This is a genomic window from Gemmatimonadaceae bacterium, from assembly GCA_019752115.1.
Taxonomy (GTDB): domain Bacteria; phylum Gemmatimonadota; class Gemmatimonadetes; order Gemmatimonadales; family Gemmatimonadaceae; genus Gemmatimonas.
This window is the reverse complement of record JAIEMN010000077.1, coordinates 1-15381: the sequence shown is the minus strand read 5'-3', so window position 1 is coordinate 15381 and position 15381 is coordinate 1. Positions and strand designations below refer to the sequence as shown.

Here is a 15381-nt window from a genome sequence, read left to right as displayed (position 1 = left end):
CACAATGATCCGGAATCGTTCGCGCCGCGTGGCGCTGCTGCTGTCGTTGGTCGTGGCTGGTGCATCGGCCACCCCCGCGCTGTCGCCGGTGGCGGCACAGGCGGCGCCCATTGTCGAAACCGTCGTGCCGTTCGATTCGGCCGGCCGTTTGCTCGTCCTCACGCCATCGCTGGTCTCGCGATTTGGCCTGGTGCCACCGACGTGGCCGGTCACCGGCGCTTATCAGGAGGCGCGGCTCTTTCTCAGCAGTCGCGATGGGTACGTGCTCGTGGCGCGGCTCGCCGACGGCGCGATCTATCGCTACGCGCTCTCCGACAGTGACTTCGCCGCGCTGCGGCGCGCCGTGGAGGTCGCCGTCGTCGCACAGGGGAAGTTGGGCACCAGGCCCGTTGGCGTGAGCAGCAGCCTTGAGGTCTCGCAGCCGGCCGGCAATGCCTTCGTGCGCAATCAGACGTTGCTCGGGGTGATCGCGTATGGTCCGGCCACGGCCGCCTTGCTCAGCAAGTCGAGTGGCGCGGCCGCCGCTGGCGGCTACTTCCTCGCAGCCGGCACGAGCTTCTTCGTGGCCGCGAACACCGTGCGCCATCGAACCGTGACGCGGGCGCAGGCGGCGCGGGCGGCGCATGGGGGCGTTCGTGGGGCGATCACCGGCCTGGGCATCGCCAATATGTACAACGCGAACGGTGGCCCGGAGTGGGGCGCGCCGATTCTCGCCGGCGCACTCATCGGCACCGCGGCCGGTTTTCAGCAGGCGCGGGGGCTGACCGACGGGGAAGCGGCGAGCGCCGGACTCTTCGCCGATCTCGGCGCGCTCACCACCCTCGGGGTCGGCGGGAGCCTCAACGCCTTCCGGCGGCGGCAGGAACTGCGGACCTATACCACCGTCACGCCGGGCGGCACGTTCACGAACAGTTACACCACGACCGATACGCGCATTCGCGGGACGGGGCAGGTCACCATCGGTGCGGCGATCGGCGCCGAGGTGCTCGGCTATGCGCTCGGGCCGCGCTATGCACGCCGCGCGGCGTACAACGTCACCGCGGGGGATGTCACGGCGGTGTTTACGAGTGCGCTCCTGGGCGGGCTGACCACCTCCGGGTTCGTGGGCGAGAGTGCGAAGCCGCCGGCGCGTTTCGCGCTGGGGACGGCCGGCATGCTGCTGGGGGCGTGGGCCGCCGACCGCGGCATGGTTCGCACGGCCGACCGCACCGCGGCCGATGGCACGCTGTTGCAGCTCGGCGCACTGGCCGGTGCGCTGATGGGTGGGGGCGTGGCGGCGCTGGCCGAAGCGGAAGGGCAGGGCGCGGCGCTGATGGGGGGTCTGGGCGGAGCGCTCGGTCTCCTGGCCGCCGACAACATCATCAAGCCGGTGAAGGACGCCGGCCCGCTGCGCGGGATCATGCAGAGCGCGTCGCGTCGACTGGAGGATCGAGTGCAGCTGTCGATTGGGCCGGTCACGTCGGTGCGGATCGCGTTCTGAACGCGTGCTGATCCCGTTCTGATCGTGCGGGAGCAGTCGCCCACCTCATCGGCGCGTGCCGTAAAGGATGTCGCGCGATAGAATTGGGCGACCCCTGCGCGGAGAATGGATGAGAACAACGGCGAGACGCTGGCGAGCCGTCGCCAGCGCGCTGCTGCTGGCAGCGAGCGCCCGGCCGAGTGAGGCGCAGCCCTTTGTGGAGCAGCGCTTCAACGGTCCCGTCGTGCCCATCAACTATGTGGACGCGGGGAAGGGGCCGCCCATCGTGCTGCTCCATGGCGATAGCCAGAACTGGCGCGTGTGGGAGCAGAATGGGATGCTCGCCGACCTCGCGCGCGACTACCGCGTCATCGCGATCGATCTGCGCGGGCGCGGCAAGAGCGGCAAGCCGCACGATCCGGCGGCCTATGATCAGCAGTTGCCGGAGGATGTCATCGCGTTGCTCGATCACCTCAGGATCAAGCGTGCGCATGTGCTTGGGTATTCCTACGGCGCCCATGTCACCGTCGAACTGCTGACCCGCCACGCCGATCGCGTCATCACGGCGATCCTTGGTGGTGCGGCGGGGCGGATCAGCGTGACCGATGCGCTGCTGCAGCAGTACGAGCTCGAAGCGCGGGAGCGCGACACCGACTGCCGCTCGCGCAGTCAGGTCAACCGCCTGTCGCCACCGGGGTCGCCGCCCCTTTCCGACTCGCTCTTTCAGGTGATGCGTGCGGCCTGTTTTGCCGATCCACTCATGGACAGCAAGGCGCTGGCGGCGTCGAGCCGCGGATCGAGTCGGCACCCCATCACCGAGGCGCAGGTCCGCGCGATCACGACCGTGCCGCTGCTCGGGGTGGTCGGGACCGAGGATCCCTTTCTCCCGGATTTCCAGAAGTTTGTGCGCTGGAATCCCGCGCTGGTGCTCGTCACCATCGAGGGCGGGACCCATGGGAGCGTACAGCTGCAATCCGCGCCGCTGCTCGCCGCCGTGCGCACCTGGCTGGGCGTCTATCGCCAGAAACCCTGACCCCAAGCCGCGGCGATGCGCCTCCCGCGCGTCCGCGAATTGCGCGCCATTGACGACTGCTTCGCCGATGCCGCCAATCGCATGGACTGGGCGCAAGCGGTACCGCACGGCCGTCATCTGCGGTTCAGGAAGGGGAGGGCATACTGGAACAGCCGTTCCACCTCTCCCCGGGCCCACTCATGCGTCGCTCCCTGCTGTTCCTCCTGGCCGCCACGGTTCCCGCTGCGGCGGGCCTCCCTCTGGCGACTCTCGCGGCCCAAGCCCCGACCTACCAGCTCTCGCGGAAGATCGCCATCGGCGGCGAGGGCGGGTGGGATTACACGACTATCGATGGCGACCGCCTCTATCAGTCGCATGGCAACACGATGGTCGTGGTGGACCTCGCGAAGGAGACGGTGGTCGGCACGCTCGCCAACACCAACGGCATTCACGGCGTGGCCATCGCGCCCGAACTGGGCCGCGGCTTCACCAGCAACGGTCGCGATACCACCGTCACGATCTTCGACCTGAAGACGCTCGCGGTCATCAGCACGGTGAAGGTGACGGGGGCCAATCCGGATGCGATTCACTACGACGCCGCGAGCAAGCGGATCTTCACCTTCAATGGCCGCGGGCTCAACGCCACCGCCATCAATGCCGCAACCGGCGTGGTCGACGGGACCATCCCGCTCGGCGTGAAGCCCGAGTTCGCGCAGACGAACGGCAAGGGGCTGCTCTTCGTGAATCTCGAAAGCGATACCGGCCAGATCGCCGTGATCGACACGAAGACGCTCAAGGAAGTGAAGCGCTACTGGTTGCCGGGGTGTGAAGGGCCGTCGGGGCTGGCGCTCGATCGCGCGAACAACCGGTTGTTCTCGGTGTGCGGCAACAAGCAGATGGCCGTGAGCGATCCGAGCACCGGCAAGGTCGTGGCGATGGTGCCGATCGGCCCGGGCGTCGATGCGGCGACCTATGACGCCGATCGCAAGCTCGTCTTCGCCTCGAACGGTGGCGATGGCACGGTGAGCGTGGTCCGCCAGGAGAGTGCCGACAGGTACACCGCGGTCGCGACCGTCGCCACGAAGCGCGGCTCCCGCACCATGGCGCTCGATCCGAAGACGCACCGGCTCTATCTCGCCACGGTGGACTACGGGCCGGCGCCCGAGACGCCCGCGGGCGGCCGCCCGGCGCGCGCCCCCGTCGTCCCCGGCTCGTTCGGGGTCCTCGTGGTGGAGTCCAAGTAGTTGCCGAGTCGCGGCACGCGAAGACTCGCCCTTCTGGTCACGTTCGTCAGCCTCGGTGTTCCCCGGCGGAGCGCCGAGGCGCAGACCGTTCGCCCGGTCACCCGCGCCGATGCCATTGCGAGCGCGCGTGGTGCCGGCGCGCGACTGCGCATCGCGCGTGCCGATTCGAGCGCGGCCGGCGCGACGCTCGCTATCGCCCGGCAGTTCGAGAATCCGCTGTTGGGCGGCCAATACACCGGGAGCGCACCGCGTGAGCACTACACGCTCGATGTGCCGGTGGACCTGCCGTGGATTCGCCGCGCGCGGGTAGGCGTCGCGCAGGCGGCACTCGTCGCAGCCGACCAGCGCTTCCAGTTCGAGCGCGAAGCGGTGGCGTACGATGTGGACACCATGTACACGCGGGCGCAGGTCGCCATCGCGCGGCAGGCGCTGTCGGCGCAGTCGGCGCGCGACGCCGACTCGCTGCTCACACTCGCACGGCTTCGGCGCGACGCCGGTGATGCGAGCGAATTCGATGTTCAGCTGGCCACCGTCGTGGCGGGGCAGCTCGCCGGCGCCGCGAGTGCCGACTCACTCGATGCGACGAGTCTGCTGCTGACGCTGCAATCCCTCATGGGGCTGACGGCGGCGGAGGTGACCATTGCCCTCACCGACACGTTGGCGCCCTCGCCGGCAGCGCTCACGCCTGAATCAGGCACGCCGCTGCTGATGCGGGCGGCGCAGGAAGATCTGCGTGCGGCGCAACTCGCGGTGACGTTTCAGCAACGCAGTGTGATTTCGGGGACCTCGCTCTCGGTGGGCTATGAGACGCGTGATCCGAACGGGACCGGTTCGAGCCTGCTGCCCAGCTTCGGGCTGGCGTTGCCGCTGCCACTCTTCAACCGCAATCGCGCGGCGGTGGCGCTCGCGGAGTCGCAGCGCCGCCGCGCCGAAGCCTCGCTGCGGCTCGCCGAGAGTGAACTCGCGGCCGCGGTGGCGCGCGCGACGCGCGCCCTCGCGGTAGCCACTGCGCGGGTGGCCCGCAGCCGCCAGTTGCAGGGGAACGCGGAACGCGTCGCCGCGCTGTCGCTGCTCGCCTATCAGGAAGGCGCCGCCACGTTGCCGGCGGTACTCGAAGCGCAGCGTGCGGCGCGCGAGGCCCGCGCCCAGTATCTCGATGATGTCGCGGCCGCGCAGATCGCCGCGGGACTCGTCCACCTGCTCACCTTCAGCGAACCGGCTCGGCCGTGATGGCACTCCCGCAATTCCCCTGTCGGATCCGATGGAGTGCGCTGCTGCTGCTGGCAGCGTGCACCACGCGCGAGCCGGCGCAGGCCACCGCCGATACGGCCGACGCCAAGGCGGCGGCCGCTGCACCGAGCGCCGAACCGGCGGGCGACGAACCGAAAGTGCAGGCCGTCGTCGCGGCGACCGTGGTGCCGGTACAGCAGACGAGTTTCGATGAGACGCTCGACGTGGTGGGGGCGGTGGTCGCGCATCCCGGGCGCGTCGCCCAACTCGCGGCACCGGCGCCGACGCGCGTGGCGCGGGTCGGCGCGATCGTCGGTCAGTCGGTGGCCGCGGGCGCGATGCTGGTGGAGTTCGAGGTCGCGCCGTTCGAAGCCGCGAAGGTTGGAGCCGATCGGGCGCTTGAAGTCGCCGAGAAGGCGCTGGTGCGCGCGCAGCGCCTGGCGGACGCGGGAGTGTTGCCGCGCAAGGAGGCGGAAGCCGCGCAGGCCGACGTCGCGAACGCCCAGGCCGCCGCGGTGAACGCGCGGCGCGCCCGCGAACTGGCGGTCCTGCGCGCCCCCTTCGCGGGCGTGGTGACGCGGCAGCTGGCGGTGCTCGGCGGGAGCGTCGACCCCAGTCAACCGCTGGTCGAAGTGGCCGACCCCAATGCGCAGGATGTGCTGCTGACCGTCTCTCCCAGCGATGTGGCGCGGGTGCGCACCGGTGGTGCCGTGACGCTCTTCAGTGGCGGCAGCGCTGGCGCGCCGGAAGGCACCGCGGTCGCGACCGGGCGCGTGGCCGATGTGGGGGCGGCGGTGGACAGCGCGGCCGGCGGGGTGTTCGTCCGGGTCGCGATCCGCACGCGGCAGCGCCCGCTGCGCTTTGGCGAAACGCTGGTGGGGCGGGTTGGGCTCGGAACGCACGCGAACGCGCTGGTGGTGCCCACCGAGGCGCTGGTGCCGAACGGCGAAGGGTATCGCGTCTTTGTGGTGGACAGCGCTGGGGTGGCGCACGCGACCGATGTGCAGGTAGGCGGGCGATCAGCCACCGGTGTGTGGATTCGCGAGGGGCTTACCGCTGGCATGCAGGTGGTGACCGGCGGGGCGTACGGCATGGATGACGGGGCCAGGGTGGCGCCGGTGAAGAAGTGAATCTCCCGCTTCGCCGCCTCTCGCTGTTTGATGTCCTCGCGTCGCAGCGACGGCTCATCTACCTGCTCGTGGCGCTGCTGAGCCTCGCCGGGGTATGGGCGGCCACACGCCTGCCGAGCGCGATCTATCCCGAGCTCACCTTTCCGCGCGTCACGATCGTGGCCCAGGGATCGAGCCTCGGCGCGCGCCAGGTGATCTTTGGCATCACTCGCCCCATCGAGGAGGCGGTCAGCATCGTCCCCGGTGTGGTGCGGGTGAAGAGTCGGAGTATTCGCGGCGCCAGCGAGATCAACGTGACGTTCACGGAACGCACCGACATGGAGACGGCGCTGCAGCTGGTGCGGACGCGAGTCGAGCAGATTCGCGGCGATCTCCCTGCCGATCTGCAGATCGAGATCGAGCGGCTGACGCCGAGCCTGTTTCCGATCCTCAACTACAATCTTGAAGGCGGCGATGCCGCGACGCTGTACGACATCGCCCGCTATCAGATCAAGCCGGTGCTGTCGCGCATTCCGGGCGTGGGGCGCGTGGACGTGCAGGGTACCGATGTCCGGGAGATCGAGGTCATTGCCGACCCGGCGCGGCTCGCGGCGGCGGGGCTGACGTATGACGCGTTGGCGCAGGCCATCAAGGCGGGGATTCAGGTCGACGCCATTGGACGCGTGGCGCGGGACTACAAGCAGTACCTCGTGATCACCGCGCAGGAAGCGCATTCGGTGGAGGATATCGCGAACGTGGCCGTCCGCGGAACGCTCCGCGTGCGCGACGTAGCCACGGTCGTGCCGGGTACCGAAGACCATGTGCGACTGGTCGCGGGCGACGGCAAACCCGCCGCGCTCATCAACGTCACGCGTCAGATTGGCGGGAACGCCGTGGCCGTACGGGACAGCGTGGCGCTGGCCGTGCAGGCCATTGCCCCCACGTTGCCGCCGGGGGTGCACCTCACCCCCGTGTATGATCAGGCCTCGCTGGTGGTAGATGCCATGACCTCCGTGCGCGACGCCATGCTCATCGGCGCGGCCCTGGCGGTCGTCATCCTGCTGCTCTTCCTGCGCCATCTGCGCATCACGGCCATCAGCGCGGCCTCCATTCCGCTCACGCTCGCGGTGAGTGTGTTCGTCATGCGGCTCGCCGGGCAGACGTTCAACCTGATGACCCTCGGTGCGATGGCCATTGCCATTGGCCTGGTGATCGACGACTCGGTAGTCATCACTGAAAACGTGGTGCGGCATCTGCACATGACCCGCAACCGCACCGCCGCCGTCCGCGATGCGCTGGGCGAGATTTTGTGGCCCGTGACCACGAGCACGCTCACCACGGTAGTCGTGTTTCTGCCGCTTGGGCTGCTGGAGGGAGTCGCCGGCCAGTTCTTTGCGGCGCTGTCGCTCACGCTCACGATTTGCGTGCTCGTGTCGCTGGTGCTGGCGGTGACGATCATTCCCCTGCTGGCGGCGCAGTTTCTGACCGCACGCGATGCGGAGCTGGAGCAGGCGTCGACGGTGGCGCCCGGAATACTGGCGCGCCTGGGGCGAGCCATTGACCGGATCTCTGATCGGTATGCCGATCTGTTGGGTCGCCTGCTGCATCGCCCCGGGCTCATGATCGGCGCGGCCGCCCTGCTTGTCGCGGGCGGTGCCGTGGCGTATCTGCGCGTCGGCACCGGATTTCTTCCGGAGATGGACGAGGGCTCGTTCATTCTGGATTACTGGACGCCCGGCGGGACCGCGCTCACCGAGACCGATCGTCAGCTCCATATCGTGGAGCGGATTCTGGCCGGCACGCCTGAAGTGGAGAGCGTGTCGCGGCGGACGGGCGCCGAACTGGGGCTCTTTGCCACCGAGCAGAATCGCGGCGACATGAGTGTGCGCCTCAAGCGACGCGCCGAACGGGACCGCTCCATCGAGGAAGTCATCGACGAGGTACGCGGCAAGGTGGCGGCAGCCGTGCCACGCGTGCGGACCGAGTTCGTGCCGATTCTGAGTGATGTGCTCGACGACCTGTCGGGGTCCTCGCGCCCCATGGAGATCAAACTCTTCGGATCGGATCTCGCCAAGCTCGAGGGCTACGCCAAGGTGATCGGCCCGCTGGTGGCGAAGGTGGAGGGACTCGAGGACTACTACGGCGGGATCCCCGAACCGGCTGCCGAACTGGCCATGGCGGTCCGCGGCCCCGAGGCGGCGCGGCTGGGGCTGAGCCCCACCGATGTGGGCGCCGCGGTGAGCAGCGCGCTGCTGGGTGTTGCGGCGGGCGAGGTACGGCTCGACGATCGGGCGATTGCCGTCCGAGTGCGCGCGCCGGACGCGGTGCGGCTCGATGCCGAACGGTTGGCCGCCTTACCGGTGGTGTCGCCCCTCACCAAACAGGCGACGCCGCTGTCGGCCCTCGCGACCTTTCATGCGGCCGATGTGCGCAGCGAGTATCTGCGTGAGAATCAGCAGCAGCTGGTCGCCATTACGGCGGGTGTCGAGAACCGGTCCCTGGGTGATGTGATGCGCGAGGTGCGCGCGATTCTCGCGGCACATCCCGCGCCCGCCGGTATTCGCGTGGAGGTGGGCGGCCGATATGCGAGTCAGCAGGAAGCATTTCGCGCCTTGCTGCTGGTGCTGGCGCTCGCCGCGCTCAGTGTGATGGCCGTGATGCTGCTCCAGTTCCGCTCGTTCGCCGAGCCGCTAGTGGTGCTGCTGGCTGCACCACTGTCATTCGTGGGCGCTCTCCTCCTGCTGCTCGCCACCGGCACGGCGCTCAATGTGTCGAGCTTCATGGGGCTCATTCTGCTGGTCGGCCTCATTGTGAAGAACGGCATCATTCTGCTCGACTTCACGCGGCACCGCATGCACGAGGCCGATGTGGACCTCGAGACGGGCATTCGCGACGCCGCGCGCGTGCGGCTGCGCCCGATTCTCATGACCACGCTCTGCACGCTCTTCGGGCTGCTGCCGCTCGCGCTTGGCATCGGCGCCGGCAGTGAGCTGCAGAAGCCGCTCGCCCTCGCGGTCATCGGCGGGCTGGCGCTCTCCACGCCGGTGACGCTGTTCGTGGTGCCCGTGTTGCTGGTAGCGGTGCGCGGGCGTGGCTGGCGCGTGCCGACCGAAGCGGCGCACGCAAGTCACTGAACACCGAACACGCGCGCTAGCGGCGGACCACCCGAAACGCGAAATCACGCCCCAGCCCAGGCTGACCCGGACCGCCGTAGGCGAGGGTAATCCACAACACGGCCAGATGCTCCAACTGGCGTGCACGCGTGAGAGGGCCGGCATCGATGCACTCAAATCCGAGCGACGTGGCCAACTCGGCGGCGACGTCCTTGGCCGATGCGTCATTGCCGGCGGAGAACATCACGCTCGCCTCGCCCGCATACCGCGGCTCGGCCATGTTCGCGTAGCCGGTGGTATTGAAGATCTTCACGACCCGAGCCTGCGGAGCGAGCGCCTGCACCTGCTCGGCACCCGACTCACCCTGCGCCCCGTGCTGGAGCGCGAAGCCTGGTCCGAGCGGATTGGTGGCGTCGAGCAGCACCTTGCCGGCGAGTGCCGCTGCCTGGGTAGTGACCAGCGGCGCTACGGCATTCCACGGCGTTGCCAGCACCACCACATCGGCGTCGCGCACGGCATCATCGATGGACGCGACGCGCACATGCGGTGGCAGTGGCGCCGAGGCATCGAGCCCCTTGATGGCACCCGTCCCGCGCGAGGGATCGCGCGTGCCGAAGGTCACCGCATGGCCGAGGGCGGCCCAGCGCAGGCCGAGCGTCCCGCCAACCATACCGCTGCCAAGAATCGCAATCTGCATGCGCACTCCGAATTAAAGGACAGCCAGCGCCAGCAGATGCGCGGCCAGCGTGTCGGGCTGCGCGGCGAAGGGCGCGTGCCCGGTCTCCATCGCAATTACCGGCGCGCACGGCCGGGCCGCAAGGAACTGCGCCTGCAGCGCCGGCGTCACGGCACGGTCGAGGGTGGTGGTCACGTAGCTCCGCGGGACCCGGCCCCAGCGCGCATCGCTCACCGTGAGCGGGGTGCCGAACGGGGCGGTGGCCTCGGCGCGGCTCCCCGCGATCAACGGCGCCGCGACCGTGTCGGCGACATCGTGGAAGAACAGCGCGGGCATGAGCACCGGGTCGATGCCAATCGTGGACCAGTCGGCTGCGGGGCGCATTGCCGGGGGCACCTGCGAGGCGGCATCCTGCTGATCGCGAATCGTCTCGCCCGCACCGAGCAGATACGCGGCGACATACACCAGTCGCTGCACGCGCTCCGGGCGCTGCTCGGCGACTGACGAGATCACGATGCCGCCCATGCTGTGCCCCACGAGGACGACCGGTTCCGCCGCGGCATCGACCTCGCGCAGCACGCGCGCCGTGTACGCCTCGAGCGTCTGGCCGGCGAGCGGCGTGGAATCGGCACCGTGCCCGGGCAGATCCGGGGTGCGCACCGTATGGCCAGCGGCCTGCAACCGCGCCGCGACCGGCGTCCAACAGGTGGCATCGAGCCACGCGCCATGCACCAATACGAACGTCGACATGCGGAAGACTCCTAGGCGCCGAGCGCCTCGATGACGGCGCGCGCGGTTTCGGCGCCTGAGAAATTCTGTTGACCGGTCACCAGATTGCCATCACGCACCGCAAAGGGGCGCCAGAGGCCGGCCTGGATGTAGTTCGCGCCGAGCGCCTTGAGCGCATCCTCGATCCGCCAGGGCATGACATGCCGATCACGGGGCAGGGCGCCCATCGCCCACACCGCCTCGTCCGCGAAGTCCTCTTCGACGTTCGCGAAGCCTGTGACCGTCTTGCCGCGCACGAGCGGCGTGCCGTCGGCGAGCATGGCGTCGCGCAACAGCGCGGTGCCGTGGCAAAGCGCGGCGGCCACCTTGCCGCGTTCGTAGAAGCGCACGAACAGGTCGGTCAGCGCCGGCGTGTTCGCAAAGGTGAACATCGGCGCCTGGCCACCGGCCACGACGATGGCATCGAAGGTCTCGATGTCGAGGGCGCTGATGGGCGTGGTCGTCTCGATCAGGGCCGCCAGCGCCGGAGTGTGGATGAACCCCATGCTGATCAGGTCCGAGGCGGAATAGCCGCTCGGATCCCGCGGGTCGCTGTAGGCATCGGCCACGACGGCACCGCCTGCCGGACTGAAGAGGACCACCTCGTAGCCCCGTTCGGTGAACTCGTAGTAGGGATGAGTGAGCTCACTCCACCAGAAGCCCACCGGCCACCCGGTGGTGGTGGAGACGGCGGGATTGGCCAACACGAGCGCGATGCGTTTGCGACGGGTGGCTTGGAGCGGATTGCTGTTGCGGAGACTCATGGCGCGGGCGGGTCAGGGTGGTCTGGTGTGTTGACCGCCACGCTAGCATTGTACGGTAGTCCGCAACAAGAACGCACCTGAAACTTCCATAGGTACCAATTGGTGCCTATGGATCCACTCGGCTTCTCATGCCTCGCCCCGTCAAGCGCGCTGCCAGTGCGGCCTCGCCCACCGATTTCTTTCTGCGCTTTCCCGGCAGCACGCTCGTCATCACGCTGCTCGCCGACAAGTGGACGATCCCGGTGATTCATGAGCTCTCGCGCGGCACGCGGCGCACCGGAGAGCTCAAGGACGCCCTCGGCAGTGTCTCGCAGAAGATGCTCACGCAAACGCTGCGCATGCTCGAACTGTCGGGCCTCGTCGAGCGAAAGGTGTACCCCGTGGTCCCGCCGCGCGTGGAGTACTCGCTCACCCCCATGGGCGAGAGCATCAACGAGCCGCTGGCCGGCCTCTGCGAATGGGTCGAGCGTCACGGCGCCACCCTCGCCGCCCTCCACGCCCGCCGCCAACGCGCCGCCGCCAAACGCGAAGCCACCGCCTAAAGCCGCAGTACGTCTTCCCGCCGTACGTCTTCCCGCCGTACGTCTTCCCGCCGTACGTCTTCCCGCCCTCCCCCCCGTCTCGTGTCCACGCTCCCCGACACCTACCTCCGCGCCGACAGCGCCGCGATGTTCGGCAAGCTGGGCCGCGACGTCGAACAGGCGCTCGCGGCGTACGCGGCGGCCCCCGCCGAGAACGCTGCGGTGCACACCGACATGCTTCACGCCGCGGCCGACGCGGTATGGCGGTACTTCGTCGTCCGCGAAGCGTGCGGCCTCAACGACCACACGCCCATCATCGAGACCTACGCCATTCCGCCGGACGTGCTGGCGCGCGTCGGCACGCCTAAGCCCGCGTTCCCGCGGTAGTCAGCGCTTCGCCGCGAGCTGTCGCCCGAGAATGGCCGACAGACGCTCGGCGACGACTCCGGGGTGCGTCATCTGCGGCACATGCCCGTTCACGGGGAGCACGTCGAGTGTGGCCTGGGGAAGCCGCTTCTGCAGCCACACACCCACGATGGGCGGCACCGCCGCGTCGAAATGGCTCTGCAGCAGGTCCACCGGACAGGTGATCTGCGGAATGAGCGCCCGCATGTCGAGCTGAAAGACGAGGCGCACCATGTCGAGCGCAATATCCGGACGCATCTCGAGCAGGTTGCCGATGAAGTGATCCAGATGGGCGCGCGTGGCGTGCTCGCCAAGGGCGATCGGCGCGAAGCCGGCGATCCAGCGTTCGAGATCGATCGACGCCGCTTCCACCAGCGCCTCGATCTGCAACGCCGTGAAGCCGCCCCAGTAGCCCACATCGTCGATGTAGCGCGGCGAAGCGCCGAGCATCACCAGCCGGGCGACGAGATCCGGTGCGGTCTTCCAGACGAGGCCACCGATCATCGCACTCATGGAGTGGCCGACGAACACGACCTCGCGCACGTCCAGCGCGCGCAGCATTGCGACGACATCCGCCGCGTGTCCCGCAAGCGTGGTGTGTCGCCCGGGGATCCACGCGTCCGGGGGCGTGCCCGCTGAGCCCGCGTAATCGAAGCGAATGACGCGCCACGCGGCGGGGATCGTCGCCGCCACGGCGTCCCACGAGGCGGTCGTCGTGCAGAAGCCGTTGGCGAGCACGACCACAGGGGCGTCGGCACCGGCGGTGCCGGCGCGTTCCCTGACGCGAAGGGTCTCGAGGATGGAGGGCACGATACCAAGCAATCTCTCGCTGGTTCGTCCCTTCGGAAGACTCGCGTGCTGCGGCAACGAATGGCCGCGGCTTCATGCCGCGGCGAGAATCTCGGACAGCACCTGCACGTTGATGTTGCCGCCGCTCACCACACACACCACCCGGCCACCACCGGCCATCCCACGGCACGCCGCAGCGACACTCGACGCCCCGGCGCCCTCGGCGATGACGCGGACGCGCGTCGCGAGCTGCCGAATGGCCACGCGGATGTCGTCGATCGACACCACGCACGAGCCCGCCAGGAGCGACTGCGCCAGCGGCCACATCTCGTCCAGCACGCGCGCACTGCCGATCCCGTCCACGAAGGTGGGGGTGTACGTGATGCTGGCGGGCGCACCGGCCGCCAGCGCCGCACTGAAGGCCGCCGAGGTCTCCACCTCGCTGGCGAGCACACGGGCCTGCGGACGCCGCGCGCGCAGCGCGGTCGCGATGCCGCAGGCGAGCCCGCCGCCGCCATAGGGCACGACCACGGTGTCTACATCCGGCAGGTCCTCGAGAATCTCGAGGCCAATCGTCCCATTGCCGGCCATGACCCGCGGGTCGCTCACCGGGTGAATGAACAGCCCATCCATTCCCGCATAGTAGTGCGTCATCATCACCTGCCACCACTCGGCAAACGGCACGCGAATCACGGTGCCCCCGAGGCGCGTGATCGCGTCGATCTTGGCCTGCGGCGCGTGATCGGGCACGATGGCGGTGCAGGGGACCCCGCGCGCGCGGGCCATCCACGCCACGCCCTGTGCCATGTTCCCCGCGCTGCAGGTGTAGACCCCACGCGCCAGCTCGTCGGCCGACGCCAGCGCCATCGCGTTCGCCGCGCCACGAATCTTGAAGGCGCCGATCGGTTGCAGCGTTTCGAGCTTGAGCCAGATCTCGGCCGGCGTGTCCTCCACCGGCAAGCGGACCAGCGGCGTGCGCACGGCCACGCCCCGCAGGCGCGCGGCGGCGGCTTCGATGGCCGCCAGATCGAGCGTCTCCGCGTGATCAGTCATGCGTGCGCTGTCCACCGATCTCCACCGCCACGCCGCGGCCGAGCGCCCGGGCCTGTTCGTACACGTAGTGCGTGGCGGCGATATCCTCCACCGCCAACCCGAGACTCTTGAACAGGGTGATGTCGGCCGCACTGGTGCGACCGGTGAGCGTCCCACGCAGCACGTCCCCCACTTCGCCCACGATGTGTGCCTCGGTGATCGCCCGCTCCTTGAGCGGAAACAGGTAGTCACCGGCTTCGTGGATCGTACTCTCCTTGCGATCGACAAAGAGTCGCGACACGACCACCGCCGCCGTATCGAGCTCGCGCGCAAAGGCCACGCTCGACCCCACGGCGTTGATGTGGGCCCCGGGGGCGATCCAGATGCCGTCGAGGATCGGCTCCTTGGCCGCCGTGGTGGTGCAGATGAGATCGGCGCCGTCCACACACGTGCGCACCGATGGCATGACCTCCACCGTGAGACTGTGCCGCGCCGTCATGCGGGCCGCGAAGGTCCGCGCGTTGTCGGCGGAGCGGCTCCACACCCGGACCCGCCGCAGCGGGCGTGCCACGCGCATGGCCGCGAGATGCGTCTCGGCCTGCGTCCCCGAGCCCAGGATGGCGAGATCGCCGGCGTCGTCACGGGCGAGCGCCTGCGTGGCCACCCCACTCACCGCGGCGGTGCGAATCGCCGTGATCTCGCTCGCATCGGCAATGGCTACCAGCCGCCCATGGGTGGTCTCGTGCAGCAGCACGACGCCGATGTGACTCTCGAGCCCCACCGCGCGATTGCCGCTGAAGACGCTGACATCCTTGAGCCCCATCATCCCGAGCCCCGGCAGCCACCCGGGCATGACGCCGAGCGCCCCATTGTTGGCCGGCGAACGCAGGATACTGCGCAACGGCTGCACCGCCTCGCCCTCGGCGAGCGACACGAGGGTCTGATGCATGACGCGCATACAGGCGTCGATGGGGAGGAGGTCGCGGATGTCCTGGGCGGAGAGGATGAGCGTGGGCATGCGGACAATCTGCGAGCGGGGCGGGATTTTCGGAGGGCGGAGGTCAGAATTGAGTACCCCCTGAGAGCTCAGGGTGAAGAACGTCAGGGGGAGGAGGTCAGGACGGCACGCGGTCCTGAGCGCTTCCGCCTGAGTCCTGCCCCCTGATCTCTCGGGGGTGACTCTGTTCAGCCGGGATGATCGGTAACGCTTGGACCGGGATGATGGGTAACACTCGCGGAGCCGGGAGCGAGTCGGTCAG

The 15381-nt window shown here is 69.1% G+C and carries 14 protein-coding genes; 8 read left to right on the top strand and 6 right to left on the bottom strand.

Annotated features, from left to right (window positions below):
• The first annotated feature begins 4 nt into the window (after window positions 1–4).
• The 6 genes from K2R93_21615 (at window position 5) to K2R93_21590 (ending at window position 9188) form a co-directional block, all read left to right on the top strand.
• Window positions 5–1480 (top strand): hypothetical protein, encoded by a 1476-nt coding sequence (locus K2R93_21615; protein ID MBY0492448.1) that lies wholly within the window; start codon window positions 5–7, stop codon window positions 1478–1480.
• Window positions 1481–1589: 109 nt separating this feature from the next.
• Window positions 1590–2492, top strand: coding sequence for an alpha/beta hydrolase (locus K2R93_21610; GenBank protein MBY0492447.1), 903 nt, complete (start codon window positions 1590–1592; stop codon window positions 2490–2492).
• Between the two features lie 179 nt (window positions 2493–2671).
• Window positions 2672–3715: a hypothetical protein gene (locus tag K2R93_21605; GenBank protein ID MBY0492446.1), complete on the top strand. Its 1044-nt coding sequence runs from the start codon at window positions 2672–2674 to the stop codon at window positions 3713–3715.
• Window positions 3716–4945, top strand: coding sequence for a TolC family protein (locus tag K2R93_21600; protein MBY0492445.1), 1230 nt, complete (start codon window positions 3716–3718; stop codon window positions 4943–4945).
• Window positions 4945–6075 (top strand): efflux RND transporter periplasmic adaptor subunit, encoded by a 1131-nt coding sequence (locus K2R93_21595; GenBank protein ID MBY0492444.1) that lies wholly within the window; start codon window positions 4945–4947, stop codon window positions 6073–6075. The genes K2R93_21600 and K2R93_21595 overlap by 1 nt, the downstream gene beginning before the upstream one ends.
• Window positions 6072–9188, top strand: coding sequence for an efflux RND transporter permease subunit (locus K2R93_21590; protein MBY0492443.1), 3117 nt, complete (start codon window positions 6072–6074; stop codon window positions 9186–9188). Before K2R93_21595 ends, K2R93_21590 begins: the two co-directional genes overlap by 4 nt.
• 16 nt (window positions 9189–9204) lie before the next feature.
• Here K2R93_21590 and K2R93_21585 read toward each other — a convergent pair whose 3' ends face one another.
• The 3 genes from K2R93_21585 to K2R93_21575 are packed head-to-tail and all read right to left on the bottom strand — an operon-like array spanning window position 9205 to window position 11375.
• Window positions 9205–9864 carry an NADPH-dependent F420 reductase gene (locus K2R93_21585; protein MBY0492442.1) on the bottom strand — a complete coding sequence of 220 codons (660 nt, stop codon included), beginning with the start codon at window positions 9862–9864 and terminating at the stop codon, window positions 9205–9207.
• 12 nt (window positions 9865–9876) lie between these two features.
• Window positions 9877–10593 (bottom strand): alpha/beta fold hydrolase, encoded by a 717-nt coding sequence (locus K2R93_21580; protein ID MBY0492441.1) that lies wholly within the window; start codon window positions 10591–10593, stop codon window positions 9877–9879.
• An 11-nt stretch (window positions 10594–10604) separates the two neighbouring features.
• A complete protein-coding gene (locus K2R93_21575) occupies window positions 10605–11375 on the bottom strand; it encodes a type 1 glutamine amidotransferase domain-containing protein (protein ID MBY0492440.1) in 771 nt (256 codons plus the stop codon).
• Between the two features lie 128 nt (window positions 11376–11503).
• Here K2R93_21575 and K2R93_21570 point away from each other — a divergent pair, with 128 nt between their 5' ends.
• Together K2R93_21570 and K2R93_21565 are read left to right on the top strand one after the other, a co-directional pair.
• Entirely contained in the window at window positions 11504–11917 is a 414-nt protein-coding gene (locus K2R93_21570) for a helix-turn-helix transcriptional regulator (protein MBY0492439.1), read from the top strand.
• A gap of 81 nt (window positions 11918–11998) precedes the next feature.
• A complete protein-coding gene (locus K2R93_21565) occupies window positions 11999–12283 on the top strand; it encodes a hypothetical protein (GenBank protein MBY0492438.1) in 285 nt (94 codons plus the stop codon).
• Here K2R93_21565 and K2R93_21560 read toward each other — a convergent pair whose 3' ends face one another.
• From K2R93_21560 to K2R93_21550, 3 genes are all read right to left on the bottom strand, one after another.
• Window positions 12284–13111 carry an alpha/beta hydrolase gene (locus tag K2R93_21560; GenBank protein MBY0492437.1) on the bottom strand — a complete coding sequence of 276 codons (828 nt, stop codon included), beginning with the start codon at window positions 13109–13111 and terminating at the stop codon, window positions 12284–12286.
• Window positions 13112–13183: 72 nt separating this feature from the next.
• Window positions 13184–14143 (bottom strand): pyridoxal-phosphate dependent enzyme, encoded by a 960-nt coding sequence (locus K2R93_21555; protein MBY0492436.1) that lies wholly within the window; start codon window positions 14141–14143, stop codon window positions 13184–13186.
• Entirely contained in the window at window positions 14136–15140 is a 1005-nt protein-coding gene (locus K2R93_21550) for an ornithine cyclodeaminase family protein (GenBank protein ID MBY0492435.1), read from the bottom strand. Before K2R93_21550 ends, K2R93_21555 begins: the two co-directional genes overlap by 8 nt.
• Window positions 15141–15381: the final 241 nt, after the last annotated feature.

Bases quoted from the DNA above. Each gene is read 5' to 3' on its own strand.
- K2R93_21595 (MBY0492444.1), top strand. From the start codon at position 4,945: ATGGCACTCCCGCAATTCCCCTGTCGGATCCGATGGAGTGCGCTGCTG.
- K2R93_21555 (MBY0492436.1), bottom strand. From the start codon at position 14,143: ATGACTGATCACGCGGAGACGCTCGATCTGGCGGCCATCGAAGCCGCC.
- K2R93_21575 (MBY0492440.1), bottom strand. From the start codon at position 11,375: ATGAGTCTCCGCAACAGCAATCCGCTCCAAGCCACCCGTCGCAAACGC.
- K2R93_21605 (MBY0492446.1), top strand. From the start codon at position 2,672: ATGCGTCGCTCCCTGCTGTTCCTCCTGGCCGCCACGGTTCCCGCTGCG.
- K2R93_21580 (MBY0492441.1), bottom strand. From the start codon at position 10,593: ATGTCGACGTTCGTATTGGTGCATGGCGCGTGGCTCGATGCCACCTGT.
- K2R93_21550 (MBY0492435.1), bottom strand. From the start codon at position 15,140: ATGCCCACGCTCATCCTCTCCGCCCAGGACATCCGCGACCTCCTCCCC.
- K2R93_21610 (MBY0492447.1), top strand. From the start codon at position 1,590: ATGAGAACAACGGCGAGACGCTGGCGAGCCGTCGCCAGCGCGCTGCTG.
- K2R93_21570 (MBY0492439.1), top strand. From the start codon at position 11,504: ATGCCTCGCCCCGTCAAGCGCGCTGCCAGTGCGGCCTCGCCCACCGAT.
- K2R93_21615 (MBY0492448.1), top strand. From the start codon at position 5: ATGATCCGGAATCGTTCGCGCCGCGTGGCGCTGCTGCTGTCGTTGGTC.
- K2R93_21585 (MBY0492442.1), bottom strand. From the start codon at position 9,864: ATGCAGATTGCGATTCTTGGCAGCGGTATGGTTGGCGGGACGCTCGGC.